The 25,930-nt window shown below is 71.0% G+C and carries 25 protein-coding genes and 1 tRNA gene; 12 read left to right on the top strand and 14 right to left on the bottom strand.

Annotation, left to right across the window (positions count from 1 at the left end; genetic code table 11):
• Positions 1 to 28: 28 nt before the first annotated feature.
• The 5 genes from CLV67_RS28685 to CLV67_RS28665 all read right to left on the bottom strand — a co-directional run bounded on the left by CLV67_RS28685 (position 29) and on the right by CLV67_RS28665 (position 5,151).
• Entirely contained in the window at positions 29 to 1,801 is a 1,773-nt protein-coding gene (locus CLV67_RS28685) for a carbohydrate-binding module family 20 domain-containing protein (RefSeq protein ID WP_239166551.1), read from the bottom strand.
• Positions 1,802 to 1,970: 169 nt separating this feature from the next.
• Complete coding sequence (locus CLV67_RS28680) at positions 1,971 to 2,885, bottom strand: ABC transporter substrate-binding protein (protein ID WP_106323843.1); 915 nt, start codon at positions 2,883 to 2,885, stop codon at positions 1,971 to 1,973.
• Entirely contained in the window at positions 2,886 to 3,542 is a 657-nt protein-coding gene (locus tag CLV67_RS28675; RefSeq protein WP_106324227.1) for an ABC transporter permease, read from the bottom strand. It abuts the gene before it with no gap.
• Positions 3,539 to 4,177, bottom strand: coding sequence for an ABC transporter permease (locus CLV67_RS28670; RefSeq protein ID WP_106323841.1), 639 nt, complete (start codon positions 4,175 to 4,177; stop codon positions 3,539 to 3,541). The genes CLV67_RS28675 and CLV67_RS28670 overlap by 4 nt, the downstream gene beginning before the upstream one ends.
• Positions 4,174 to 5,151, bottom strand: coding sequence for an ABC transporter ATP-binding protein (locus CLV67_RS28665; RefSeq protein ID WP_106323839.1), 978 nt, complete (start codon positions 5,149 to 5,151; stop codon positions 4,174 to 4,176). Before CLV67_RS28665 ends, CLV67_RS28670 begins: the two co-directional genes overlap by 4 nt.
• 92 nt (positions 5,152 to 5,243) lie before the next feature.
• Here CLV67_RS28665 and CLV67_RS28660 point away from each other — a divergent pair, with 92 nt between their 5' ends.
• Positions 5,244 to 6,665, top strand: coding sequence for an aromatic amino acid ammonia-lyase (locus tag CLV67_RS28660; protein ID WP_275414923.1), 1,422 nt, complete (start codon positions 5,244 to 5,246; stop codon positions 6,663 to 6,665).
• 86 nt (positions 6,666 to 6,751) lie between these two features.
• Here the strand turns inward: CLV67_RS28660 and CLV67_RS52095 are convergent, their stop codons facing one another.
• Genes CLV67_RS52095 through CLV67_RS28655 form a run of 3 tightly spaced genes read right to left on the bottom strand, consistent with a single transcriptional unit; the run spans position 6,752 to position 8,044 of the window.
• Positions 6,752 to 6,901, bottom strand: coding sequence for a hypothetical protein (locus tag CLV67_RS52095; protein ID WP_170154037.1), 150 nt, complete (start codon positions 6,899 to 6,901; stop codon positions 6,752 to 6,754).
• A 6-nt stretch (positions 6,902 to 6,907) separates the two neighbouring features.
• On the bottom strand, positions 6,908 to 7,051 hold the full coding sequence (locus tag CLV67_RS52090; RefSeq protein ID WP_170154036.1) for a hypothetical protein: 144 nt from the start codon (positions 7,049 to 7,051) through the stop codon (positions 6,908 to 6,910).
• Between the two features lie 9 nt (positions 7,052 to 7,060).
• A complete protein-coding gene (locus CLV67_RS28655) occupies positions 7,061 to 8,044 on the bottom strand; it encodes a cytochrome c biogenesis CcdA family protein (protein ID WP_106323835.1) in 984 nt (327 codons plus the stop codon).
• Between the two features lie 50 nt (positions 8,045 to 8,094).
• On the opposite strand from CLV67_RS28655, the gene CLV67_RS52085 reads away from it, so the two are divergent.
• The 7 genes from CLV67_RS52085 (at position 8,095) to CLV67_RS28625 (ending at position 16,491) form a co-directional block, all read left to right on the top strand.
• Positions 8,095 to 8,244, top strand: a complete 150-nt coding sequence (locus CLV67_RS52085) for a hypothetical protein (RefSeq protein ID WP_170154035.1) — start codon at positions 8,095 to 8,097, stop codon at positions 8,242 to 8,244.
• A 158-nt stretch (positions 8,245 to 8,402) separates the two neighbouring features.
• A complete protein-coding gene (locus CLV67_RS28650) occupies positions 8,403 to 10,067 on the top strand; it encodes a dynamin family protein (RefSeq protein WP_106323833.1) in 1,665 nt (554 codons plus the stop codon).
• A 19-nt stretch (positions 10,068 to 10,086) separates the two neighbouring features.
• Positions 10,087 to 12,720: an Hsp70 family protein gene (locus tag CLV67_RS28645; protein WP_106323831.1), complete on the top strand. Its 2,634-nt coding sequence runs from the start codon at positions 10,087 to 10,089 to the stop codon at positions 12,718 to 12,720.
• Positions 12,721 to 12,729: 9 nt separating this feature from the next.
• Positions 12,730 to 13,419: a vWA domain-containing protein gene (locus CLV67_RS28640; RefSeq protein WP_106323829.1), complete on the top strand. Its 690-nt coding sequence runs from the start codon at positions 12,730 to 12,732 to the stop codon at positions 13,417 to 13,419.
• Positions 13,416 to 14,123: a hypothetical protein gene (locus CLV67_RS28635; RefSeq protein ID WP_106323827.1), complete on the top strand. Its 708-nt coding sequence runs from the start codon at positions 13,416 to 13,418 to the stop codon at positions 14,121 to 14,123. The genes CLV67_RS28640 and CLV67_RS28635 overlap by 4 nt, the downstream gene beginning before the upstream one ends.
• Positions 14,117 to 15,586, top strand: a complete 1,470-nt coding sequence (locus CLV67_RS28630) for a hypothetical protein (RefSeq protein ID WP_106323825.1) — start codon at positions 14,117 to 14,119, stop codon at positions 15,584 to 15,586. Before CLV67_RS28635 ends, CLV67_RS28630 begins: the two co-directional genes overlap by 7 nt.
• A gap of 227 nt (positions 15,587 to 15,813) precedes the next feature.
• Positions 15,814 to 16,491 carry a DUF4352 domain-containing protein gene (locus CLV67_RS28625; protein WP_146169321.1) on the top strand — a complete coding sequence of 226 codons (678 nt, stop codon included), beginning with the start codon at positions 15,814 to 15,816 and terminating at the stop codon, positions 16,489 to 16,491.
• 287 nt (positions 16,492 to 16,778) lie between these two features.
• Here CLV67_RS28625 and CLV67_RS52080 read toward each other — a convergent pair.
• The 5 genes from CLV67_RS52080 to CLV67_RS28605 all read right to left on the bottom strand — a co-directional run bounded on the left by CLV67_RS52080 (position 16,779) and on the right by CLV67_RS28605 (position 19,899).
• A tRNA-OTHER gene (locus CLV67_RS52080) sits at positions 16,779 to 16,873 on the bottom strand.
• Positions 16,874 to 16,898: 25 nt separating this feature from the next.
• The gene (locus CLV67_RS28620) at positions 16,899 to 17,630 is read right to left on the bottom strand and encodes a DUF7873 family protein (protein ID WP_106323821.1); all 732 of its coding nucleotides are present in this window, start codon (positions 17,628 to 17,630) and stop codon (positions 16,899 to 16,901) included.
• A 62-nt stretch (positions 17,631 to 17,692) separates the two neighbouring features.
• Complete coding sequence (locus tag CLV67_RS28615; RefSeq protein ID WP_106323819.1) at positions 17,693 to 18,337, bottom strand: hypothetical protein; 645 nt, start codon at positions 18,335 to 18,337, stop codon at positions 17,693 to 17,695.
• Positions 18,334 to 18,858 (bottom strand): SigE family RNA polymerase sigma factor, encoded by a 525-nt coding sequence (locus tag CLV67_RS28610; RefSeq protein WP_106323817.1) that lies wholly within the window; start codon positions 18,856 to 18,858, stop codon positions 18,334 to 18,336. Before CLV67_RS28610 ends, CLV67_RS28615 begins: the two co-directional genes overlap by 4 nt.
• 141 nt (positions 18,859 to 18,999) lie before the next feature.
• Positions 19,000 to 19,899: an amidohydrolase family protein gene (locus CLV67_RS28605; protein ID WP_106324225.1), complete on the bottom strand. Its 900-nt coding sequence runs from the start codon at positions 19,897 to 19,899 to the stop codon at positions 19,000 to 19,002.
• A gap of 68 nt (positions 19,900 to 19,967) precedes the next feature.
• Between CLV67_RS28605 and CLV67_RS28600 the strand changes: the two genes are divergently transcribed.
• Both CLV67_RS28600 and CLV67_RS28595 read left to right on the top strand, forming a co-directional pair.
• Positions 19,968 to 21,032: an aldose epimerase family protein gene (locus CLV67_RS28600; RefSeq protein ID WP_106323815.1), complete on the top strand. Its 1,065-nt coding sequence runs from the start codon at positions 19,968 to 19,970 to the stop codon at positions 21,030 to 21,032.
• A gap of 98 nt (positions 21,033 to 21,130) precedes the next feature.
• The gene (locus CLV67_RS28595) at positions 21,131 to 22,267 is read left to right on the top strand and encodes an RCC1 domain-containing protein (RefSeq protein ID WP_203737324.1); all 1,137 of its coding nucleotides are present in this window, start codon (positions 21,131 to 21,133) and stop codon (positions 22,265 to 22,267) included.
• Positions 22,268 to 22,412: 145 nt separating this feature from the next.
• Here CLV67_RS28595 and CLV67_RS53605 read toward each other — a convergent pair whose 3' ends face one another.
• Positions 22,413 to 23,498, bottom strand: coding sequence for an NAD-dependent epimerase/dehydratase family protein (locus CLV67_RS53605; RefSeq protein ID WP_106323811.1), 1,086 nt, complete (start codon positions 23,496 to 23,498; stop codon positions 22,413 to 22,415).
• Positions 23,499 to 23,581: 83 nt separating this feature from the next.
• Here CLV67_RS53605 and CLV67_RS28585 point away from each other — a divergent pair, with 83 nt between their 5' ends.
• Entirely contained in the window at positions 23,582 to 24,481 is a 900-nt protein-coding gene (locus CLV67_RS28585) for a LysR family transcriptional regulator (protein ID WP_106323809.1), read from the top strand.
• Positions 24,482 to 25,061: 580 nt separating this feature from the next.
• On the top strand, positions 25,062 to 25,862 hold the full coding sequence (locus CLV67_RS28580; RefSeq protein ID WP_106323807.1) for an SDR family NAD(P)-dependent oxidoreductase: 801 nt from the start codon (positions 25,062 to 25,064) through the stop codon (positions 25,860 to 25,862).
• The last annotated feature ends 68 nt before the right edge of the window (positions 25,863 to 25,930 follow it).

The raw sequence follows: 25,930 nt of genomic DNA, 5'->3' as shown, positions 1-25,930 counted from the left end.
GATGACCGGGCCGTGGTGCGCGGAAGGGTCAGCGCCAGGTGTCGTTCAGCGTGGCCTGGCCGCTGGCCGGGACCGTGGCGGTGCGGTTCGCGCCGGACTCCCAGGTGACGCTGCCGTCGGTGTTCTTGCGGATGTACTTGTACTCGAACGCGGTGCCCGCGGGCAGCGAGACCGTGCCCTTCCACACCGGGTAGCTCGCGGCCGACAGCGCGACCGCGCCGGCCGGGGCCCAGTTGCCGAGCGCCGCCTGGTTGCCGACGACGAAGATGTTCTGTCCGAGCGTGGTCGTCGCGGTGACGTTGAAGCCGGCACCGGCCGTGGCCGGGTTGGACGGTGCCGGGGAGGTCGGCGTGGTCGGGTTGCTGCCGCTGGCGCCGACGTAGAGGGCGACCGCCTCACCGGCCGGGATGGTGGCGGTGAACTGGCCCGCGGAGTTGACCGCGTAGGTCGTACCGGAGCATCCGCCGTTCGCCGTGGGGTCGCCGTGCTGGACGTCGCAGTAGGTGCCGGCCGGCAGCGAGGTCTGGAAGGTGCGGGTCAGGCTGCTGCCCTCGTGGTTGATCGCGACGTAGCCCTTGTTGCCACGGCTGAAGGCGATCTGGTCGGCGCCGTTGGACCACCAGTTGGTCACCGCGGTGCCGCGGGTGGCGTTGCGGAAGCCGACCATGTTGCCGATCTGGCGCCACGCGTGCTGGCACTTCCAGCCGTCGGCGTAGCAGGCGTTGACGGCGCCGTTGTTCGGCGGCCCGGCGTCGTGGTTGCTGAACTCGTAGCCGGAGTTGACGTCGGGGGCGCCGTACGGCCAGGCCAGCGTGAAGACCTGAGCGAGCGTGTAGGCGGAGCCGTTCTTGTAGCTGAGGGTGTCGCCGCCGCGCTCGGTGTCGTGGTTGTCGACGAACGTGGCGGCCTGGTTGCTGGGCAGGTAGCCCCAGGAGGCGCCGAAGTTCGACAGGTAGGCGAGGTTCTCGTTGAGGAAGACGCGCTTGAGATCGCGGGCGAACCGGAACTCCTGCACGTCGCCGGTGCCGGTGTACTCGGTCGGCTGGACGGCCTCACCGGCGCCGAAGATCACTTCCTGCTTCCAGTAGGCGCCGGTGTTGCTCAGCTTCGACTTGATGCCGGCCAGGTCGGCTGCGGACATGTGCTTGGCCGCGTCGATCCGGAAGCCGTCGACGCCGAGCGACGACAGGTCGTTCATGTAGCCGGCGATCTTGCCGCGGACGTAGTCGCTGCCGGTGTTCAGGTCGGACAGGTTGACCAGTTCACAATCCTGGACGTTGCTGCGGTTGGCGTAGTTGTTGATCGCCGTACGGCAGGAGTGGAAGTCGGGGTCGGAGTAGACGCCCGGGTAGTTGTACTTCGAGTACTGGGTGCCGCCCGTGCCGGTGCCGGAGCCCGCCGACATGTGGTTGATGACCGTGTCGACGACGACCTTGACGCCGGCCGCGTGACAGGCGTTGACCATGCTGGTGAACTGGGCGCGGTTGCCGAGACGGCCGGAGATCTGGTACGAAACCGGCTGGTAGGAGGTCCACCACTGGCTGCCCTGGATGTGCTCCTGCGGCGGCGAGACCTGCACGTATCCGTAGCCGAGCCGGCCGAGGGTGTTGGTGCACTCGCGGGCGATCGAGTTGAACGACCACTCGAACATGACCGCGGTGACGTCCTTCTCGCCGGGCGGTGCGGCGAACGCGTCGGGGCCGGTGACTACCTGGGCGACGCCGAATCCGCCGACGCCGAGGGCGAGGGTGGTGGCGGCGAGGATGCGGGTCAGGCGTCGGCGCCTGCGGGGACTGTCCACATCTACCTCCGGGGAAAGGGGGAACGGGTCTGCAAGCCTTGCTGCAACAGCCTTGAAACTTTCTGAAAATCTTTGCGGCAAAGATAGATACCAGCCAGTGCGGCCGTCAAGACATCTGCCGGAAACAGAAAAACGCCGCCCCGCAGCGGGGCGGCGTTCCTCCTGAGGACTAGCTCAGGCCGTTCTCCGACAGGAAGGCCTTCGCGACAACCGCGATGTCCTTCTTGTCCACCTGCACCTGGGCCAGGTAGCTGGTCAGGTTCTCGGTGGTGAGCTTGCCCGAGACGGCGTTCAGGGCACCGGTCACGTTCGCGTTGTTCGCCTCGGTGCGGATCAGCGGGATGACGTTCTGCGAGGTGAACAGGTTCTTCGGGTCCTCGAGGGTGACGAACTTGTTGGTGACGATCGAGGAGTCGGTGGAGAACAGGTTCGCGACCTGGATGTCACCGTCCTTGAGGGCGCTGACGGTCAGCGGGCCACCCGGGTCGAGCGGCTTGTACTCCTTGAACTCGACGCCGTACACCTCCTTCAGGCCCTTGAGACCCTGCTGGCGCTCGGTGAACTCGGGGCCGCCGCCGGCGATCAGCGTCGGCGCCACGGCCTTGAGGTCCTCGATGGTCTTCAGGTTGTTCTTGGTGGCGGTCTCCGCGCTGACCGTCAGGGTGTCCTTGTCCTCGGCCGCCGACTGCTCCAGCACCTCGGTACCGGCCGGCAGCACCTTCTTGAGCTCGGCGAGAACAGCGTCGGGGCTGCTCACACCGGCCGGGACGCCGTTCGGGGACAGCGCGGCCAGCAGGGCGCCGTTGTACTCGGGCAGCAGCGAGATCGAGCCGTCCTGCAGGGCCTTGAGGTAGACCTCACGGGCGCCGATGTTGAACTTGCGGGTGACCGTGACGCCCTTGGTCTCCAGAGCCTGCGAGTAGATCTCGGCGAGCAGCTGGCTCTCCGGGAAGTTGGCCGAACCGACGGTGACCGAGCCACCTGCCGCGCCCGAGGCGGCCGGTTCGTCGGCCAATGGATCACTGTTGGCGCCACACGCGGTGAGCGTGAGGGCCATGGCAACAGCAGCGACGATGCGCTTCATTTACGAGCCTTTCAATCCGGGTGAGACGACCAGGCGCTGGATCAGCGCCAGGAACAGATCCACGAGTACGGCCAGTGCGGCGACGACGATGGCGCCGGCCAGTACCCGGGAGTAGTCGTTGACGGCCAGACCGTCGATGAGGAGCCGGCCGAGTCCGCCGAGCCCGACCGCGGCCGCCACGGTGGCGGTCGCGACGACCTGCAGCGCGCCGTTGCGGAATCCGCCGAACATGACCGGCAGGGCCATCGGCAGTTCGACCCGGGTGAGCACCTGCCACGGGCGCATTCCCATGCCCCGGGCGGCGTCGACGACGCGCTGGTCGACGTTGCGCATCCCGGCGTACGCGGAGGTGAGGATCGGCGGGATGACCAGTACGGTCAGCGCGATCAGCACCGGCAGCAGGCCGAGTCCGAGCAGCGTGACCATGAGCATGAGCAGGCCCAGCGTCGGCAGCGAACGGCCGGCGTTGCCCGCGTTGATGGCGATGAACGAGCCCTTGCCGGTGTGCCCGATGTACAGGCCGACGGGCAGGGCGATCAGCGCGCCGAACAGCAGCGCCAGGCACGTGTAACCGAGGTGCGACAGGATCAGGTTCGGGATGCTGCCGGTGGCGCTGAGGTCCCAGTGGGCCGGGTCGGTCAGGTAGGAGAAGTTCATGCGGCACGCGTCCACGGGGTGATCGCCCGCTGCACGAGCACGATGATCAGATCGGCGATCCCGGCCAGCAGCACCGACAGGACGACCCCGACCAGGATCGGCTCGAGGTAGAACAACTGGAAGCCGCGGGTGAACAGCTGCCCGAGGCCGCCGATGCCGATCAGCGAACCAACGCTGACGAGGCTGATGTTGGAGACCGTGGCGACCCGCAGACCGGCCAGGATGACCGGCAGCGCGATCGGCAGCTCGACGTCGATCAGCCGCCGCGTGCGGCGGTAACCCATGGCGGTCGCCGCCTGCGCCACCACCGGGTCGACCGAGCGCAGGCCGTCGGCGACAGTCCGCGCCAGCAGGGCCACGGTGTAGATGGTCAGGGCCACCACGACGTTGATCGGCGACAGCACCTTGGTCCCGAGGATCACCGGCAGGAACACGAACAACGCCAGCGACGGGATCGAGTAGAGCACGCCGAACGTGTTGACCAGCGGGTGGTACAGCCAGGTGAACCGGACCGCGAGATAACCCAGCGGCAGCGAGATCACGAAGCCGAACAGGATCGGCAGCAGCGCCAGGTAGAGGTGCTCCTGCAGGGCCTGCCAGACGATCTCGGAGTTGTTCCTCAGGTATTCGATCATCGGCGTCGGCTCGCCAGGTAGTCGGCGAGTTCGTGGTGGCTGACCTGCCCGTCGGCGGCGCCGTCCGGCCCGACCCGCACGGCGATCCCGCCCGGGGAGCTGATCACCAGGTCGGTGACCACGCGCAGCGAGTCGCCCTTGGTGAACACGCCGGGCAGGCCGAGCGGCCGGCCCGCCTCGTCCAGCTCGATGCCGTCGACCGGGCGCACCGGCAGCTCGGCGGCGCTGTCGAAGGACAGGCTGCGCAGGCCACGGTCACGTCCCACGAACGACGCCACGAAGTCGTCGGCCGGGTTCGCCAGCAGCTCCCGCGGCGTCGCGAACTGGGCCAGCCTTCCTCCGGTGCGCAGCACCGCCACATGGTCGCCGAGCTTGATCGCCTCGTCGATGTCGTGCGTCACCATCGCGATGGTCTTGCCCAGATCCTGCTGCAGCCGGAGGAACTCGGTGTGCAGCTGGGCCCGGACGACCGGGTCGACGGCGCTGAACGGCTCGTCCATCAGCATGATCGGCGGATCGGCGGCGAGCGCCCGGGCCACGCCCACACGTTGCTGCTGGCCACCGCTGAGCTGGGCCGGGTAACGCTTGGCGAAGTCGGCCGACAGGCCCACCCGCTCGAGCAGCTCGTACGCGGCGTTGCGGGCCTCGCGGCGGGTTTTGCCGAGCAGCACCGGGACGGTGGCGACGTTGTCCAGGACGGTCCGGTGCGGGAACAGTCCGGCGTGCTGGATCACGTAGCCGATGCTGCGGCGCAACAGCGCCTCGTCCTGCTCCGCGACGTCCTTCCCGTCGATCAGGATCCGCCCCGAGGTCGGAGCGATCATCCGGTTGATCATCCGGAGCGACGTGGTCTTGCCGCAGCCGGAGGGCCCGACCAGTACGGTCAATTTGCCGGTGGGCAGCTCAAGGCTGAGGTGGTCCACCGCTGTGGCGCCGCCGCGGTAGACCTTCACGACGTCCTCGAATGTGATCATGGCGCTCCAGGAGTTGATCTTCCTACTACCACTATTCATACTCGCGAAGTAGTAAATGGCGTGTCAACGGCGGGACACGGTTGGGAGACGATGTGCAGGTCAGGCTCGACGGTCACACGTTGACCATTCCAGATCTCGTGACGATCGCATCCGGAGCCACCGGAATCACCGTCGACCCCGCCGCGCTGGCCCTCGTCGAGAAGTCCCACGACGGCCTGCGCGAGGCTCGTGCCCGCGGTTCGGTGTACGGCGCGAACACCGGTGTCGGCGCCAACCGGCACGAGTCGGCCGGTGACCCCGACGGCCACGCCCTGCGCCTGCTGCGCAGCCACTGCGCCGCGGTCGGACCGGTGGAGGACGACGGCACGGCCCGCGCCGTCATGGCCGTACGACTCAATCAGATCCTCGCCGGAGGATCCGGTGTCTCACGCCGTGTCGCCGAGACCCTCGTCACCGCCCTGCGCGACGGCGCCGTGCCGACCCTCCACCGCTGGGGCGCCATCGGCACCGCCGACCTGGCGCCCCTCGCCGAACTCGCGCTCACCCTGGCCGGCGACCGCCCCTGGCGGCACGGCACCGGTCCGGTGATCGCCCTGGACGCCACCGACGCCCTCCCGCTGATCAGCTCGAGCGCGCTCACCGTAGCCACCTCCGCACTCGCCGTCGCCGACGTCCACAGTCATCTACGCGCCTCAACGATCATCGCGGCGCTTTCCTTCCTGGCGCTGCGTGGCAACCCGGAGGCCTTCCATCCGGCGGTGCACGCGGCCCGCGCCCATCCCCACCAGATCGCCCTCGCCGAAACCCTGAACGACCTGGTCACCGGCGCCGCACCGGCCCTGCGCATCCAGGATCCCTTCGGCCTGCGCGTAGTGCCCCAGGTCACCGCGCCGGCCCTCCACGCGGCCGAGTCACTGACCACGGCGGTCACCGCCGAACTCAACGCCGCCGTGGAGAACCCGCTGGTCACCGTCGACGGTGTCCGCCACCACGGCCAGTTCCACACCGCCACCCTGGCCGCCGGGCTCGACGCCGTCCGGGCCGCCTACCTGCCCGTGCTCTCCCTCTCGGCGGCCCGCCTCGGCCTGCTCATGCGCCCCGACATGACCGGCCTGCGCTCCTTCCTCGCCGACGGCCCACCCGGCAGCTCCGGCCTCATGATCACCGAGTACGTGGTGCAGGACCTGCTCGCCGAGATGCGCGCCACGGTCCAGCCCACCGCCGCCGGAACCCTGACCATCTCGCTCGGCCTCGAGGAGCACGCCAGCTTCGCCACCCAGGGCGCCCGCTCGCTGCGGACCATGACGGGCCTCGCGCCGACCCTGCTCGGCGCCGAACTCCTCGCCGCCGTCCGCGCCCTGCGCCTCGCCCCCGACCGGCTCGCCGCCGGGCCCCTGCAGGACGCCTACGACCTCGCCGCCGCGGCCCTCTCCCCCGACCTCACCGACCGTCCACTCGACACCGACCTCACCGCCGCGGCCGGCCTGATACCGGACCTCGGCGCGCTGCTCTGAACCGGCGACCGCCGAGACGCCGCGGCCGGCCTGATACCGGACCCCGCCGCGCTGCTCTGAACCGGCGACCGCCGGGTCAGGGCCGGTCACTCCAGGGCGGCCTCGAAAACCTCGCGGAACCGCCGCACGAAAGCCCGCTCCCGCAGCGTCCACGCCAGCGCCTCGGCGGGTGTCGCACCGGACAGCACTGGTGGCCCGTTCTCCGCCCGCGTCCGCCAGAACCGCTCGTTGCGCACGAACCGCTAGCCGTCGAATCCGGCATCGGCCAGCTCCGACAGCAGCGTCCGGACGAACTCCGACGCCGGTGACCGGGGACGCCGCATCGTGTCACCGACCCGGAACACCCCGGCGGTCAGCCGGTCGCCACCCAGCGGCACCTCGGCCACGACGCCCTTTCAGACCCGGGCCGGGCGGGCGTGGCGGACGGTCAGCGCCACGGCGGCCACCACGGTGAAGGCGCCCGCCACCCACCAGACACCGAGGGCGTCGAGCCACGTCGTCACCTGTCCCTGGATCCCGGTGACGGCGCCGACCAGCGGATCCTCGGCAGAGCCGCCCGAGGCCACCCGCAGTTCGAACCAGCCGTAGTAGGTGACGTACAGACCCGCCAGCACCAGGAAACCGCCCGACAGCCGGGAGATCCACGGCAGGACGGCCCGGGTGCGCCGCACGGTCGCCTCCCGCGCGAAGGCGACGAGCATGGCGAGCAGACCAACGACCAGACCCATGCCCATGCCGTACGCGACGAACGCGGCCACCCCGGCGGTGACATCCCCGCCGCCCGACACGAGACCGGTGACCGCCAGGAACGGCGCGATGGTGCAGGACAGCGACGCCACCGCGTAGGACGCGCCGTAGCCGTACAGAGCGAGCAACGAGCCCGACGGAGACCCGGCGGCGAGCCGCGGAAGCCGGACCCGCAGCTCCCGCCCGGACAGTAACCAGCCACCCAGCAGGACGAGCACGCCTCCGACGACCACCGCCGCCCACGGCAGGTGCCGCTGGATCGGCACGGTGGTGACGCTGAGCACCACGCCGATGAGCCCGAACACGGTGACGAAACCGGCGGTCATCGCGGCCGACAGGCGCAGCGCGCGCAGCACCCCGCCCGGCCCGGCGACGAGCAGCGCCAGGAACGACGGCAGCAGCGCGAACCCGCACGGGTTGAACGCGGCCAGCAGTCCGGCCGCCAGGGCGAAGGTGATCGTCTCCACGATCATGAGTACGGCCCGGCGCGCCCGGCGGATTACCGCCGGAACGCTCAGGTCCGTGTTCTCGCCGCCGATGGCGCGGACCGTGATCAAGCCGCGTCGTTCCGGGCCGAAGCCGCCGACCGCTCCGAGGCAGCCGAATCTGCCCGCCGTCGGGGCCGGGATCACCGGGCTTCTGGCGCTGATCGTCGTGGCCGGCGCGAGACGTCGAGGTCACCATGACGGCCCCGCACTGGTTCACGATCGTCAACGGCCTGGCGTACCACGCGTCCGAGAAGAAGCCGGGCGCCCGCTGGGAGCTGGCCGACATGGTCTCCAGCGCGCTGGGCAGCCACCCGCATCCCACCATGGGATTCCCGCGCCCCTGAGCGTGTACACGGAACGGGTCCGCCGATCAACGAGGGGCACCGTCCGAATCGGCCGGTCCGTCGGAGGATCGGGTGAACGTCGTACTCGGTGGTGACACGGCTGCGTTAGCGTCAGGTCGCGTCATCCGTTTCCGCAGCTGGGAAGCCGAGGAGGACTCGTGGCCGCTGGTCCGCAGATCAACCGGAAGACCCTCGACACGATCGCGGCACTATGGCCGCAGTCGACACTCGCCGGCAAGGCGGACCAACTGTTCTGGCGGGCGCGCAACCGATACGTCGCGATCCGCGGGGACGCCTCGGCCGGCAAGTCGACCATGATCAACCTCATGCTCGGGAGCCGCGCCCTCGACGCCAGCGAGGGGCAGACCACGGCCTGCATCACCGAGGTACGGATGGTCGGCGGCGAGGACGGAGCGGTGGAACCGCGGGTGCACCTGGCGAGCGAGCGGCTGCTCAGCGAACGACTGGACCGGCTACGTACGCTCGCCACGGAGATCGAGTTCGTCGACTACCGGCACACCGTCCAGACCGGACGCGAGCGGCTGCGCGCCGGACCGATCGAGCCGGGCAGCGCGGTCACGCAGACGGACTGGCGGCAGCTCGGATTCAGCACCGCGCTGGGCAGCAACGAGCGGCACAACGTCCTCGTCGACCGGATGATCCACCTGGGACGCGTCGGATCACCACATCCGCTGGAGTGGGCCCTGACCGAGGGGGTCAGTTTCCTCGACCTGCCCGGCGATGCCCGTGGTGAGGTCTTCAACGAGGTGGTCCTGGCGGAGGCCCAGCATTCCTACGCCCCGGCGGTCACCCTGCGGCTGTGGAACGCCGGCAGCAACGACCGGCCCCAGCTCGAACCTGGGGAGCTGCTGGTCGTCACCTTCCTGGACGACCCGCGGGTGGTGCCCGGCGGCAACTTCATGAAGACCATCCACGGGACACTGCAGGACTACGGTCGTACGCCCATGGTGTTGTCGGTCGCCGCCGACGCCCCTGCCGATCTGAATCTGGTCCCGCTGAGCGCGCAGCAGGCGATCCAGCAGCTCCGTGCCTGGGAACAGTGGCTGGCTCAACCGGCTCAGGTCGCCGACCCCTCATACCAGCTGCTGCACGGCGCGGTCCGGCGCACACTCGCGCACCCGGACGGTGGCATGGGCGTCATCCTCGACACGATCCGTGACGCGCTCGAGGCGGCGCCGCGGCAGTCGGCCGGCGATGCGGACCTACGCGAGCTGGCGACCACGGTCCGGGACGAGGCGCTGCATCTGCGTGACCAGCTCGTCGAGCCGAAACCCGAGCGGGTGCTCCGGAACGAGAAGAAGATCGCCAAGCAGAAGGATCGGCAGGAGCGCCGGCTGGAGCTGGCAGCCGTGGCCCGGGAGACCCTCTACGGCGAGCACTCCAGCGAACCGTGGCGGACCCTCGACGAACTGATCCATGACGGGTACCTCGACGAACCGGTCGACGTCGTGGCGTTGCTCAGCGATCACGCCACCGCGGCGGAACTGGCCTGCTACAGCACCGCCGGGATCACCGCGACCCCACGCCTGGCCGAGATCTCCGCCCCTCTGCTGCAAGAGCTCGGCCGGCTGCTCACCGTGTCGCGGTCCGGAGACGATCCGCCGTCCTGGGTGGACGTCGCCCGCGTCCGGTGGGAACTGTGTGACCTGCTGACGGGTCTGGCCGCTGCCGCCGAACAGCCGGGCGCCCCGCCACGTGGTCAGGATCCCGGCGCCGCACCGGCCGCCTTGAGCTGGCCCGAGTACTCACGCCGGGCGGGTGTGCTGAACGCCTGTCTCAAGTGGGCCGGATCGTTCCACTGACCGCCGGGGAACCGTGACCATGCTGCGCCTCAGCCGCATCCCGGGCTCCGCCGGCTCTCCCCACCTGCTGACCATCACGGGTGAGGACCCCCCGGCGAGCTGGATCGTCGAGGTCCGCCGGGCCGGCGGCGAATCGATCCGCACCCGGTGGGACCGCACCCGGCTGTGTCTCGACGAGCCGGTGCACACCGGCGAACTGCTTCGGATCATCGTTCTGCAACCGCAGCCGGGCGGCGCCCGGCTGCGGTATCCCGTCCGCATTCTCGTCCCGGAGGTCACCATGACCGACGCCACCCTGAGGGTCCAGGCCATCCCGGTGCTCGACTTCGGCACACACGGGCAGTGCGCCGCTCTGTGGGACAACAACCGCCGGCTACCCCGCGGGCAGTTGTCGGACAGCCAGATCACCGCCGTCGCCGAGGTCATCGGGATGGATCCCGGAACCCAGCCCGAAGATGTCGAGGTACGGGCGGCACACGCCTGGACCGGGGAGGACGTGGACGTCGCCGACCTCCGCTCACGGGCATGGGACGAGGTGTTCGGCAACCCGCCACTCGAGCACTACGCGATCCGCGAGGTGATCCAACCTCGTACCCTCGCCCTCGGCAACGACCGTCTCGGCTCCCGCGGTCTCAAACGTGACCTGCTCAAACACAGCCACGACGAGAAGGCGCTGGAGTCGCTCGTGGAGGCCTACCGGGAGATGGGCGAGGAGGCGCTCGGGTCGTTGACCAACGACTTCGGCGACCGCCTGCTGCCGTACGAGATCCAGTTCACCTACCCGACCCGGCTCCCCGCCGCCCAGCGGGTCCGGCTGCAACGCCTGCTGGAGGCCACCGGGCTGCCGAAACCGAGGCTGTACCTGGACGAGGCGACCGCTGTCGCGTTCTTCGACCTGCTCACCCGGATCGGCCAGCGCAACGTCCTGGGGCTGGCCGCGCTCCAGGCGCGCGCCCAGGGCAACGGTCACGCCACCGGCCTCAGCGACCGGGTCCTGGTCATCGACGTCGGGGCCGGCACCACCGACGTCGCTCTGATCGACATGCGGATCGTCGACGCCACCCCGGACGCGGCACGAACCGTGGCCGGCCACGGTCACTTCTGGATCCTCGCGCCCTACGTGCAGGCGGCCGGTGGACACCTGAACTACGGAGCCGACCGTCTCACCCTGGACTTCTTCAAGGTGATCAAGGAGCGGCTGCGGGAACGGGGCACCGAGGTCGCCACCGACTGGCGCTCGGACGATTCCCGCTGGGCGGACTTCCTCGTCCTGTGGCAGGTCGCCGAGGAGACCAAGCATCGCGCGCTCGGTCCGTCCGCCGGGCAGGACCTGGACGTCGTGGTCCCGTTGTCCTCGGGGACCGTGGTGGTTCCGTTGCGCTGGCGGGCGGACATGGCGCCGCACGCCGAGTCCTTCCTGCGCCGGCTCGCCAAGCTCGCCGCGGGCATCGCCAAGGCCGGGCTCGAGAGCGCCGCCGAACAGAGCTCGCCGGACACCGCGCCCCGGGTCGACCGGGTCGTCCTCTCCGGGACCTCGTTCCGCTCCCCCTACCTGCGCGACCGGCTCGAACAGGTGCTGCTCGCCGTCTTCAAGGAGGAGAACGGGCTCAATCACGACTTCGACCTGACCACACACCGCAACCATCTCAAGAGCGCCGCAGCACTCGGCGCCGCCTTCGCCGCCTCGATCCGCGACAACGAGTCGCACCCGGAACACCTCGACGTGATCGCGGACCTCCGGGCCGGGGTGCACAAGTTCGGTGTCCGCAGCGCCGACCTGCGTACCAACCTGGCCGCCGAGTTCCGGACCGCCATGGGCGGCATGGCGAGCGGGACGACCACGATATTCGCCCACGGCATTCAGCTGTCGCGGTACGCACCCGTGTCCGGTGCGGAGGGCAACGGTGCCGAGACCCGCCGCTTCGCCCGCTCGATCGGCCATGCCGTCTGGCCGACCATCACGATCGAGCGCCGGGACGCGGCCGACGTACGGACCTCGCTGGCCGGCACCGACCATCGAGGATCCGACAGCCACATCGCGTGGGGAACGTTCCGCATCGAGGGACTCGACGAACTGTCGCGCAGCCGGCCGGACCTCGACGACGCGCACCGCCGGACCAGTGCCGCCTACGAGATCGACGAGAACGAGAACGTCACGATGTACCTCTACCTCGACGAGGCTCCCCCGCTCGACCTCCGGGACGGCAACCCCGTCGGCGAGCTTCCGGCCGGGTCCGTCGGCGACGGTCGTCTCACCGCCGACGTCCACCTCAACGCCGGCAACCAGCTGCAGGACCTGGGCACGCCGCTGCTGGCGGCCGGATCCCCGCTGCCGGCGGTGGTCAGCGTCTCCGCGGCCAGAGAGCGCGCCTCACTGAGCGTGTTCACCGGCGCCTCGGACCGCCCGACGGTGCTGACCGTCCAGCACGGGCACACGTGGGTCAGCGTGGACGGTGACGGCGTGGTCCGGTCACACCTGTTCGAGCCGCCGATCCTCGCCGACGAGCACGACGGCACCACCGAGGCGACCACGCGGTTCCTGGAGCAGGCGCTGCCGGACCGGGCCGGTGAGCGGCACCGGGCGAGTCGCTTCGCGATTCAGCCGGCCGGGCAGTACGACGAGCAGAGCGACCCGTTCTCCGGCGTCCACTGACCGCCCGCCATGGCCGATCTCGTCCACTTCTGCCTGCTGGCCGACCGTTCCGCCTCGATGCTCACCGACGACGCGATCGGCAGCCTCAACCTGACCCTTGACCGGGTGCTGAACGTGCTCGCCACCGACCCTCTGATCAACTACCACGCGCGGGTCGGGGTGATCTCGTTCAGCACCGGTGCCCGCGTCGAGCGCCCGTTCGCCACGCCGAAGGCCCACGGGGCACCGCACACCCTGACCGCCGGCGGCTGGACCGATCTGACCGCCGGGCTCGACCTGGCCCGTGCCGAGCTGGCCCGCGAGGTCGACGAGTGCATCCGCTCCGGCGGGCGGCCCAAGGCTCCGGTGCTGTTCGTGCTGACCGACGGCCGGCCCACCCCGATGCCGCACGGCCGGCCGTGGCAGCAGGCGCTCGCCGACCTGCCGGCCGGGTTCCGGCCCGAACTGCGCCCGCACGTACTGGCGTTCGGCATGGGCGACGCCGACCGGGACGTCCTGCGGGAGATCGCCAAGTCACCGGTCGGGCTCGGGTCGTACATCGTGGACCGTGGCATCGACGCCTCCGCGGCCATCGCGAGCTTCGGGGAGATGTTCCTGCAGACCGTGTTCCTGACCATCACCGCGGCGGCCGCCACCCGGCCGCCGAACCCGCCGCCCGGTATCGAGGAGCTGGCCTGGCGCGACGAGGACCTGCCGTGACCGAGCGGGCGCTGTTCGCCGGTCCGGACGAGATGCGCGCCGCGGCCGGGGTGGACGGCGGCACGAGCGGCGTCTGGACGGTCCGCGCCGGCTGGCACACGAATCCGGGGCGTCGCCCGCACACCAACTGCGACGACACCGTGTCGGTGTGGCGGCGCGGCCATCGCCTCCTCGCGGTGGCTGCCGCGGCGGGCGCTTCAGGTCCGTCGCCACATGCCCGGGCGGGGGTACGGGCACTCGTGCGCCTGACCGACACGGACCCGGCCGCCACGGCCGGTGACCTGGTCCGCTCGCTGGCCACGATGGTGACGTCCCGCGCCGGGGACTCGTCGCCGTCGTTCGCGGTCGGTGTCTTCCCGGTGACCGCGGGCCGCGGCAGCGCACCGGCCTCGGTGGCGCTGCTCGGGCCGTACGCCGGAATCTGGCGTCTCGGTGCCGACGGTCGGCCGGAGGTGCTCCTCAGCCCCGGCGAGGACGGCCCGCGGCCCGTCGACCGGCTCGAACTCGACGACGGCGACATCATCTGCCTCGGCGCCGCGGGGCTGGCCAGCGAGCCCGGCGGCGAGCGATTCTCCGCCCTGTGGCGCGGCTGTCCCGACGACGCCGGTTTCCTGCGGTTCCTCGGCGACGCCACAGTCGCCACCGGTGAGGACGTGGCCGCGGTCGCCCTCTGGTACGGCCGGTACCTCGTCGGCCCGTGGTGATCGCGCTCGTCGTCACCGTCCTCGTCGTGGCGCTCGCCCAGCTGGCCGGGGCACCCGTGCGGCAGGCCTCCCGGAGATCGTGGGCCGAGGCGCTGGCCGCCCGGGGCGCGCTGCGGGAGAGCCGCGCCGGGTTCCGGGCCTGGGCGGCGCTGGTCCGCTCGGCGCGGGCGCCGAGCCGGTACCGGGAGAAGCGTGCGATCCGCCGGGAGGTGGCCCGTCGCGCCCGCCGGGCCATCGTGCGCCGGTTCGGCTGCGACCTGCTTCTGCTGCTCGGCTTCGCGGCGCTGGTCGTCGGGCTGGGCACCGCTTCCCGGCTGCCGGTCTGGGACGAGTCCGGACCGGTCGGCGACATCACCCCGGTGCTAGGCGTGTTCACGCTGCTGGCAGTGGCGCTGCTCGCCACCGACGTGCGGCTCAACGGCCGCGCGGAGCACGTACGGGCGGGCGGCTCCGCCCTGGCCGGCGGCGCGGTGCGGCTGGTCGCGGTGGTCGCGGTGCTGCCGCTGGCGCTCCGGGTCGGCTGGGTGTTCGCGGCGGCGATCCTGGCCGTCTCCCCGACCGTGACGCGGGTCGTCGAACGGCGCCGCCTGCGCCGGGCGCTCTCGCGGGCGACGGTGGCGCAGCGGACCGCCGAGGTGATCCAGGAACACCAGCTGGTCTACCTCGGGGACGACTGCCTGCCGGACGTGCCCGTCGAGACGGTCGGGCCCGGCGAGGAGGTGGGCCGTGGAGCCAACGCCGTCATCATGCTGGCCCGGGTCGCGTCCGGACCGCTGAACGGCCACACCGAGCTGCTCTACAAACGGTTCGCGACGGCCGTACCCGCAAAGGTCTTCGCCTCTCATCGCGCCCTGCTGGCCCGCCCTCTGGCCACCGTGGGCCCGGAATTGCTCGACGCCGGGCTGTCCTGGCCGGCCGCGACCGTCACGAACGGCACCGAGGTCCTCGGGGTGCTGATCAACCGGGTGCCGCCGGCCTTCCGGACCGCCGACGGGCGGGCCCGGCGCGGCTACGTATGCCTGGCCGACGACGGCTACCGGGAGTCCGATCGGCTCCTGATCGCCCGGGACGTCACGGCCGCGCTCACCATGCTGCACGATCTTGGCCTGGTCCACTCAGACCTGAGCTGGGCCAACATCGCGTGCGCCGACCGCGGGGACCGGCGCGCGATCCTGATCGACTGCGACGGCGTCCTGGACGTCGCCGACCGCACGAGCCCGCAGAAGACCACGCTCGGCTGGACCGTCGACGGCGACCACGATCCACTCACCGTGGAGCGGGTCCGGCTGGCCCGCCTCATCTGGCGGCTGGCGCTGGGCGACATCGGCGACGACCGGCCCGACGGCCGCCGGGTCGCCGGCTGGTTCACCCCACGCATGCGACGCGCCGCGGCACGCGCCGAACACACCCCGCCCCGCGCGCGACCCGCCCGCTGGTGGGCCGATCAGCTGTCCCGGGTCTGACCGGCTCCCGGCGCGTGGATGATCGTTGTGCGGCCGTGGCCGAACGAGCCATCGCTTCCGGTCACTGTGGAGAGTTGAGTGGTCGCGGTCGGGTTTCGCGGACTGGAGCCCGACCACATTCCCGTGCACTCGCCGGTCCGTGGAGCCGATCCTGTATGAGCTACGAGCCTCCCCCGCCTCCGCCGTACCAACCACCGCCTCCGCCGCACGGGTACGGGTACGGGCCCGTGCCGCCGCAGCCCGCCCCGCCGGGCTGGGGACCGCCCGCACCGGTCAAGCAGACGGGCGGGAACCGCACGGTGCTGGCGGTGGTGGGCGGGGTCCTGGCGTTGTGCTGCGGCGGGATCGGGATAGCGGCTCTGAGCGACGACACGCCCACGACCAGCACGTCGACGAACGCCGGCGACACCGTTCAGGAGACGGAAGGCGGGGCGCAGGGCATCCAGCAGCAGGAGAAGGCGCCCGCGGAGAAGCCCGCGAAACCCGTGGAGGCGGACACGTTCAACGTCCCGGCCGGGTCGAAGATCACGCACCAGGACGGCGGCTCGACCGTCGAGGCGGTGATGCGGTCGGTGAAGACGTACAAGAAGGGCTGCAACAGCCTCGACGTCGATCCCGAGAACGGCCTGTTCGTGGTCGTCGACGTCGTGGTCACGCAGACGAAGGGCAAGGGCAGCGTGAACCCGCTGCACTTCGAGTTCGTCGCCGAGGACGGCACGAGCGCGAACGCTCTATCGGCGGTGTTCTCGGGTTGCGGCGAGCCGTCACTGGCCTCCGCCGATCTGCGGGCGGGCCAGAAGCGCGCCGGGAAGATCGTGTTCGATGTGGGCATGAAGGCCGGTGCCCTGGAGTGGACGCCGGACGGCCTGCCGGGTGAGGTGGCCGGCTCCTGGGCCGTCAAGTAGGCGCCGGATGGAATGGCGAAGCCCGGCGATATGGCCAATCGCCGGGCCTCCTGGTGCCACCGAATTGCACACACCAGCACGTTTAAGGGCCGGGATCATTCTCATGACATCGGGTTTTGCCTTTAAACTACCGCCGCTCGAAGCGCGGCGGGCCGGAATTGAACCGGCATCCGCTGTCCTCGTCCCACCCGTTCGATCCGGTGATCGGTGACGAATGCTGACATTGGAGCGAGAATCTGAGTTTCATACCGGCTGCCTCTGCCAGTTGGGCTACCCCCGCGCGTGAGTGCGGGGGGCGGGACTCGAACCCGCACTGTCACCGGCTCGTTCAGCTTCAGGTTCAGCTGTCAGCTTCACGCCGGAACTCCCGGCGCACCCCCGCGCTCCCACGGGGGAATCCGTGACGGTTACCCGAACAGGTAACCGAAGACGGCCGAACCGACGCGCTGGTCGGTGGCCTCGGTGTTGTTGGCCTCCTCGCGCGCGAATTTGACCGCGGTCTGCAGCGCCAGCACCCGGTCGAGCAGCTCGTTGACCCGCTTCGCCGGGAGGGCGCCGGAGAACTTCACCGTCGTCCAGTAACCGACGGTCACGTCCTCGTAGTAGACCTCGACCTGCGCCGGGTGTTTCTCGGTGGCCTCGGCCTTGACGTGGTTGCGGGGCACCTTCTTGGTGCGGTTGGTCCGCACCGGCTCGGTCCGCCAGCTGTCGGTGGAGTCGTCGCGCACCCAGGACTCGGCGGCGTCGAGGACCGGCAGCTTCTTGACGAACGTGTGCAGGTCGACGAGCTGCTTCTCGAGGAACAGCAGGTAGGTGACCGGCACCTGGGCGGCGATGGTGCGCCCGTCAACGACCACGTCGGCGCGGGCCACGCAGTTCGTCCAGTCCTTGGTGGCGGTGACGTCGAACAGCCGGGTCAGGGTCGCGGCGACGTCACGCAGGGTGTCCTCGGCCTTGATCTGCACCCGCGTCGACTCGGCGGGCAGTTGCTCGCCCTCCTCGTCCTTCGGCTGATAGGTCCGGGAGATTCCGGCGAGCGGGCCGGTCTTCTGCACGGCGTGGTGGGCGTCGCTCAGGTCGGCGAACGCCTTGCTCTTCACGCCTTTCTCCACGGCGATGATCTGATTCAGCTTCGGCACGATGTCCCCTTTCGGCCCGCGAACGGTAACACCCCGCGATATCCGTGTTCGATCGAATATCCTCACCCGCCGCTCAATGTCGGCACCGCGATCCGCTCGAGTGACGCCAGCCGTTCCTCCGTCGAACCGCCGGTGACCGCGAGGAACCATTGGCGGCCCTCCGGCGTGGTCGCGCAGAGATAGCTGACATCGGCCGGCAGGTCGTCGGTGACCAGGGTCATCGCACCGCCGAGTCGGCTGAGCCACGCGGGTTCCACGGCCACGCCGGGCAGCCCGGCGATCTGCCCGGCCGCCACCACGAGTGTCTCCGGGCCGCCGTCCGGAAGGGTCACCACGGCGTACGGGACACCGGCGGGCAGCTCGCGGACACCGGCGAGCGCGGCCGCCGGATCGTCGGCGTACCGGGACCCGTCCGGCAGGCCACGAACCCGCGCGTCACCGAGGGCGATCTCACCACCGACGACCGGCCGCGCCGGCGCGACGCTCGACGCCACCGGCGGTGGCGCCGTCTCCCGGTCCGTGGGGAACGCCCTGATCGTCACGGCGGCGGAGATCAGGACGACGGCCACGGCGGTGGCCGCGCCGGCGATCCTCCGGCGGGCGTGCCGGCGCCGCACCGTGCCGGACAGCGATCCGGCGGTCAGGTTCAGGCCGTACCGCTCGTCGCGGAACTCGGCCCGCAGCATGTTCTCCAGGTCGTGCGTCATGCCGATGCCCCGTCCTCTCCCCCGCCGGTGATGTCCGCCATCGCGTCGTCGCCGAGTACCGCGCGCAACGCGTGAAGCCCCCGTGCCCGCAGCGACCGTACGGTCGCGGGCCGGCGCTGCACCGCGATCGCGATCTCCGCGTCGCTCTGCTCGTCCAGGAAGGACAGGACCAGGACGGCCCGTTGCAGGGGCGACAGCGTCGACAGGGCGCGGTGAAGCACGTCGCGGTCGTCGATCCGGTCGTAACCTCCCCGATCGGCGGGGAAGCCGGCCTCGTCGCCGATCGGATGTGCCGGACGCCGGGCGCGCCACCTGCTGATGTGCGTGCGCACCATGATCGTCTTCACGTAGGCGACCGGGTTGCCGTCGGCACGGACCCGCCGCCACCCGCGGAACGCCTTCAGCAGCGTGTCCTGGAGCAGATCCTCGGCGGCGTGACGATCACCGGTGAGGACGTGGGCATAGCGGGCCAGCCCGGGCAGGGCCTCACCGAGAAACGCGTCGAACGTCGCCGCGACCATTCCACCTCCCGTGTCGCCCTCTCATACGCCGAGGAACCGCCCGCTGTTGCGTGGCGGGTCCGACACCGACGGCCGGGAACCACCGCATACGCCCGGCGGCGGCGCTGTCGGCCGGGAGCGGGCAGCCACGTCGCTGCGGAGTCAGGGGACTTGCTGATTGCTTTCGGTCACGGCGTAGCCGTACCCCCGCAGCAGGTTTTGGGGGTTGATCGTGAAGTAGGCGGGTGGGAACTCGGCCGGATCGAGCGGTTGGGCGTAGGGGCGGTCGGAGCCGTGCACGATCGCGGCGGGGCCGACCACCCCGGCGAGGGCCTCGATGGCGGCGGCGCGGTACGAGGACGTCTCGTAGAAGACGTTCGGGTCGGGTGGCTCGACGGGCCCGCCACGTGCGGCAAGACGCTCATGGTGCAGCGGGGCGAGACCGGCCAGGGCCACGAAGGCGATCCGCAGAGCCGGGTGAAGCTTGCGGCCGGCGACGTGCCAGGCCATCCAGGAGCGGTGCATCTGTGCGACGTACGGCACGAGCGCCGGCCACCAGTCGGGCAGCTCGCCGTCCTCCGCGGCGGCCGGACCGGGGTGTACGAGCAGCGGTTTCCCTGATCGTTCGAGGACATCCAGTAGCGGGGCGAGCCGGACGATCGCGTCGGGGCCGCCGAGGGCGGTGGCCGGCAGCTGCAGACCGGCGACCCGGTCCTCGCGCAGCACGCGGGCCAGCGCCTCGGGGTCGGGTTCGTGCACCGACGCGGCGGCCCAGAGGTGGAACGGGTCGGGCAGTTCGAGGGCGCTCGTGTGCCATACGTCGATCAGATCGGCGCCGTCGGGGGCGTGCTCGATGCCGAGCGGACTGGACAGCGACAGCAGCACCCGCCCGCTCTCGGCGGCGCGCCGACGTCCCACATCATGGGCGGCCGGGTCCACCTGATAGGGGTTCTCACCGGCCAGATACAGCGTCCAGTCCCGCAGGTACGGGAAGGTGTCGCGCCGCCGCAACGCCTCCACCAGCGCCTCCGGCCACAGATGCTGGTGGCAGTCGATCAGCATGCCCATTCCCTCCCGACCCGGTGGACCAGTGGAGATGGTAGGCCGACGGATCTGAGACGATGCCGCGCATGACAAGTATCGACAGGGTGACGTTCGGCGAACTGGCCGACGGCACGGGTATCGAGAAGTGGACGCTGACGAATGCCAACGGCATGTCCGTGTCCGTCCTGACCTGGGGAGCGACGATCCAGTCCGCGCTGGTGCCGGACCGGGACGGCCGGCTCGCCAACGTGACGCTGGGGTTCGCCGACCTGGCCGGGTACACCGACCCCGCCTATCTGGCCGGCAATCCGTTCTTCGGTTCGACGGTGGGCCGGTATGCCAACCGGATCGGCGGCGGCAGTTTCACCCTCGACGGTGAAACGTTCAAGCTGTCGCAGAACGAGGGCCAGGTCACCCTGCACGGCGGTTCGCACGGCTTCGACCAGAGGGTCTGGACAGCGGAGCAGGTCGAGGACGGCGTACGGATGAGCTACACCTCGGCCGACGGCGAGCAGGGCTTCCCCGGCACCCTCGAGGCGAGCGTGACCTTCACCCTCGACGAGCGGAACACGCTGCGCCTGGACTACGCGGCCACCACCGACCGGCCGACCGTGGTGGCGCTGACCAACCACGCGTACTGGAACCTGAGCGGCGAGGGCAGCGGCACGGCCGCCGGCCACCTGCTGCGCATCGACGCGGGGCACTACACGCCGGTCGACGCGACTCTCATCCCGACCGGGGTGATCGAGGAGGTGGCGGGCACGCCGTTCGACTTCCGCGAGTTCCACGCCATCGGCGAGCGGGTCCGCGACGAGCATCCGCAGCTCGGGATCGGGCGCGGTTACGACCACAACTACGTGCTCGACGCGGGTGAGGGGCTGCGGACGGCCGCGGTCGTGCGGGACCCGGCGAGCGGCCGCGAGATGACCATCGAGACGACCGAGCCGGGGCTGCAGTTCTACTCGGGCAATTTCCTCGACGGCAAGCTGCGCGGCGGCAGCGGTCGCACCTATCGGCAGGGTGACGCGTTCGCGCTGGAGACGCAGCACTTCCCGGACAGCCCGAACCAGCCGGACTTCCCGTCGACGGTGCTGCGGCCCGGAGAAACATACGTTTCAACGACGACGCACGTATTCACGACCTTCGCCTGACCCTATCGAGCCTAGCCAATGCCCCGGGGCAAATGTTACAACATTCTGGGAGCGCTCCCAGGCGCTCTCATCTCCTCACCGTCCCCGGGAGACAACGCATGCGCATCGTTCGAGCAGTCGCCATAGCCATCGCGTCGGTCGCGATGGCCCTCGGCATGAGTACGGGCCCCGCCGCCGCGGCGGGGCCCGTCTCCGACACCGCCGTGGCCACCGGTTACGCCCACACCTGCACCGTCGGCGGCGGATCGCTGTGGTGCTGGGGTGGCAACTACGTCGGCGCGGTCGGCGACGGCACCACCGCGGCCCGGACCACCCCGGTCCGCATCGGCACCGCCACCGACTGGAAGAGCGTCGACGCCGGGACGTTCGGCACCTGCGCCCTGCGTACCGGAGGCAGCCTCTGGTGCTGGGGCAACAACTACCGGGGCCAGCTCGGAGACGGCACCACCACCGCCCGTACCTCCCCCGTCGCCATCGGCGGCACCGCCACGTGGAGCACCGTGAGCCACGGCGACCAGCACACCTGCGCCGTGCGCACCACCGGCACCCTGTGGTGCTGGGGCTTCAACCGGTCCGGCCAGCTCGGCACCGGCAACTACACCGAGACCACCCCGGTCCAGGTTGGGACCGCTTCCAACTGGGCGAGCGTCACCACCGGCTTCGCACACACCTGCGCCACCCGCACCGACGGCACCCTGTGGTGCTGGGGCGACAGCACCACCGGCCAGCTCGGCCTCGGCATCCTCAACTACCGGGCCGCCCCCGAGCAGGTCGGTACCGACACCAACTGGACCGGGGTGACCGCCGGCTACGCCTTCACCTGCGGCACCAAGTCCGACGGCAGTCTGTGGTGCTGGGGCGAGAACGGCTACGGCCAGCTCGGCGTCCAGGGCAATTACCAGACCCGGCCGCAGCGCGTCGGCACCGACACCAACTGGGTCCGGGTGGCCTCCGGCGACAACACGGCCTGCGCGACGCGGACCGACGGCAGCCTGTGGTGCTGGGGCAACAACATGGAGGCCCAGGTCGGCGACGGAACGACCACCAACAGATATGCGCCGGTACGCTCCGCGGGAACCACCACCTGGAGCGGTGACTTCGCCGTGGCTTACCACACCTGTGGCGTACGCGCCGTCGGTGGACTGTGGTGCTGGGGCAACAACGCCGACGGCCAGATCGGCGACAGCACCACCACCCGCCGCCCGGCACCCACCCCGGTGGCGTTCCCCGGCTGACCCCGGCCGCCGACGGCTCAGCGGCTCAGCGGGCGGTGCCGCCGGCAATTCACAGGGCGGTGCCGCCAGCAATTCACAGGGCGGTGCCGCCAGCAACTCACACGGCGGTGCCGCCAGCAACTCACACGGCGGTGCCGCCGGCAGCTCACAGGTCGTAGCCGCCGGCAGCGATCTCTTCCAGCAGCGACGGCCGGGAAGGCCGCCACCCGAGCATCCGCCGGGCCTTCCCGCCGTCGGCCTGCTGATCCAGCAGCAACGCCCGCCCGAACTCGCCGAGCCGCTCCACCGTGGCCGCCGGGTCCTCGGGCACCACCCGGCCGCCGAGCCCGAGCCGCAGACTCGCCGCCTCACCCAGTTCACGGGTCGTCGGGTTCGCCCCGCCGACACCGCCTGTCGGGCCCGCCCCGCCGACACCGCCTGTCGGGCCCGCCCCGCCGACACCGCCTGTCGGGCCCGCCCCGCCGACACCGCCTGTCGGGCCCGCCCCGCCGACACCGCCTGTCGGGCCCGCCCCGCCGACACCGCCTGTCGGGCCCGCCCCGCCGACACCGCCTGTCGGGCCCGCCCCGCCGACACCGCCTGTCGGGCCCGCCCCGCCGACGCCCAGGAAGACCTCGCCGTGTCCGGCGCGTTCGAACGCGGCGACGTAGAGCTCGGCCAGGTCGTCGACGTGGACCGTGGCCCAGTGCTGGGTGCCGTCACCGATCAGCGTCAGTGCTCCCCCGGCCTGCCGCGCCCCGGCAACCAGTCGCGGGATGCCGCCGCCGTGGCCGTAGACGACGCCCGGCTCGATCAGCACGGCCCGGACACCGGACGCCGCGAGCACCCGCCGGTCGATCTCCTCCCGCCAGGCCACGATCGGCGGCGCGTTCCTCGGCGTCTCCTCGGTGAGCGCCACACCCGAACCGTGCACCCAGACGCCACCGGTACGCACGAACACACCGTCATTGATCCCGGCGAGCACGGCGTCGGCGAACGCGGCCTCCGCCTCCGCGCTCGTCGCGTCACCCGGGCTGGCCGTGTGGATCACACCGTCGCTCTTGCCGGCCAGCCCGCGCACGAGTTCCGCGTCGACCATGTCGCCGATCACCGGCTGCACCCCGGCGGCCGCCACCCGGTCCGCCGCCTCGTCACTGCGCACCAGCGCGGTCACGGTGTGTCCCGCGGCGGCGAGGGCGGCGCGTACGGCCGAACCGATGTAACCGGTCGCGCCGGTAAGAAGAATGTCCATGCCCCCACCCTGCGCCGCGGCAGTCATCGTGTCCAACGAATGCTGTTCATAACACCGATCGGGGAGGGCGATATGGTGGGCCGATGGAGCAGCGTCAGCTCGAGTTCTTCATCGCCGTGGCCGAGGAGCTCAACTTCACCCGGGCCGCGAAGCGCACCCACGCCGTCCAGTCGACGGTCTCGGCGAGCATCCGCGCCCTCGAACGCACGCTCGGCAGCCCGCTGTTCGACCGCAGCACCACCTCGGTCGCGCTGACCGACGCCGGACGGGCGCTGCTCCCGGAGGCCAAGAACGCGCTGGAGTCCCTGGATGCGGCCCGCGCCGCCGTCGAGGGCGCCGGTCAGGGTCTGCGCGGCAACATCCGCCTCGGGACCTTGGCGAGCCTCACCGCGGTCGATCTGCCCACCCTGGTCGGCGCTTTCCGAAAAGCCCACCCTGGCGTACGCCTGCACATGACCGCCGCGGCCGAGGGCAGCTCCGGCCTCCTCGAGAAACTGCGGACGCACCGGCTCGACGCGGCCTTCGTCGGCGTCGAGACGACCAGTGTCGACGGCATCGACCTGACTCCGATAGCCACGTTCCAGCCCCGCCTGCTGGTGCCCGCCGACCATCCGCTGGCCACCGCGGGCCGGGCCGACGCGGGCTCGCTGGCCGGGGAGCCGTTCATCGACCTGCCGGCCGGATACTGCAACCGGATCCGCTCCGACAACGACTTCCGGCGGGCCGGGCTCAGCCGTACGGTCGCGGTCGAGGTGGTCGATCTCGCCACGATCCCCCGCTACGTGGAGGCCGGGCTGGGCGTCGCCGTCGTGCCACCACTACGCGCCGAGGCGGGCGCCCGCGTCACCGCCGTCGACCTCGACCCACCGGCGACGCCATGGACGCTGGCCGTCGCCCGGCCCGCAGCGATCCCGCCGAGCCGGGCCATGCAGGCTTTCCTCGACCTGATCCCCGCCCACACCCACCACACCGGCGAGTACTGAGCCCTCGTCCCCGCCCGGCCGCGCCCGGGGTTCCCACCGTCCACTCGCCGCCGACGGCAGCAACCTGCATGGTGACCTACGGTCCGCATACGGGCACAGATCACCACGCAACCAGCCACAGCAACCTGCGCGGTGAACTACGGTCCCCATACGGGCACAGATCACCACGCAACCAGCCACAGCAACCTGCGCGGTGAACTACGGTCCCCATACCGGCACAGATCACCACGCAACCAGCAGCAGCAACACGCGCGGTGAACTACGGTCCACATACGGGCACAGGTCACCACGCGACCAGCGGCGGCAGCCGTCGCGCTTTGCGGATCGGGGCCGGACAGCAGGAACGGGGCGGCCGGCATCTCGCTCTCGATGAACGCCAAGGTCTGCCGGCCCTCGTCGTAGCGAGCGGGCGCGGTGAAGCCGGTGGCGGCGAGATGGCGCAGAACATCGCCGACGTACCCGGAACGACGGTGCGCGGGGCGGCGGATCGCGTCGCCCGTCCGTACCGGACCGCTCATGACCGTCGATGACGCCGGCGCGCCGGGTGATTGGAAGCCCTGCCAGGGGGCACTCCGGCGTCATGACACATTCTGAGGAGAACCCGTTCGCCGTCATCACCGGCGCGTCAAGCGGCATCGGGTACGAACTCGCCCGCCAGCTGGCCGGACGGGGCTTCGACCTGCTGATCGTCGCCGAGGACGCCGGCATCGAGGAGGCCGCCGCCGACCTGCGCCGGGACGGCCGTAACGCGGTCATCGCGGTCCGTGCCGACCTGGCCCGTCACGACGGGGTGCTGAAGGCCTGGTACGCGATCGAGGAGACCGGCCGTGGTGTGGACGTGCTGGCCCTCAACGCCGGCCGGGGCATCGGTGGCGCGTTCGTCGGCGGCACCGAGCTGGCCGACGAACTGAACGTCATCGACGTCAACGTGACGTCCACGGTCCACCTGGCCAAGCTGGCCCTGCCCGGCATGGTGACCCGCGGCCGGGGGCGGGTGCTGATCACGTCGTCGATCGCGTCGATGATGCCGGGCACCTACCAGGCCGTCTACAACGCGTCGAAGTCGTTCACGCAGTCGTTCGCCGAGGCTCTGCGCGCCGAGCTCAAGGACACCGGCGTGACCGTGACCTCGCTGATGCCCGGGCCCACGGACACGAACTTCTTCCACCGCGCCGAGATGGACGACACCAGGGTCGGCGCGAGTGACAAGGACGATCCGGCGCAGGTCGCCGAGCAGGCGGTCCGGGCCCTCATGGACGGCAAGGAGAAGGTGCTGGCCGGCTCGCTGTCGACCCGTGCGCAGGCCGCCGCGAGCAAGGTGACCCCGGACCGGATCAAGGCCGAGATGCACCGCCGGATGGCCGAGCCGGGCTCAGCCTGACCGCGCGAGGGGCGGAGCCTGACCGCGCGAGGGGCGGAAACGGGGCCGCGCGGGCCTTCTGCGGGGTG

Origin of the sequence: Actinoplanes italicus, assembly GCF_003001815.1 — a bacterium.
In the GTDB taxonomy this organism is placed as follows: domain Bacteria; phylum Actinomycetota; class Actinomycetes; order Mycobacteriales; family Micromonosporaceae; genus Actinoplanes; species Actinoplanes italicus.
This window is presented reverse-complemented; position numbering and strand designations above follow the sequence as displayed.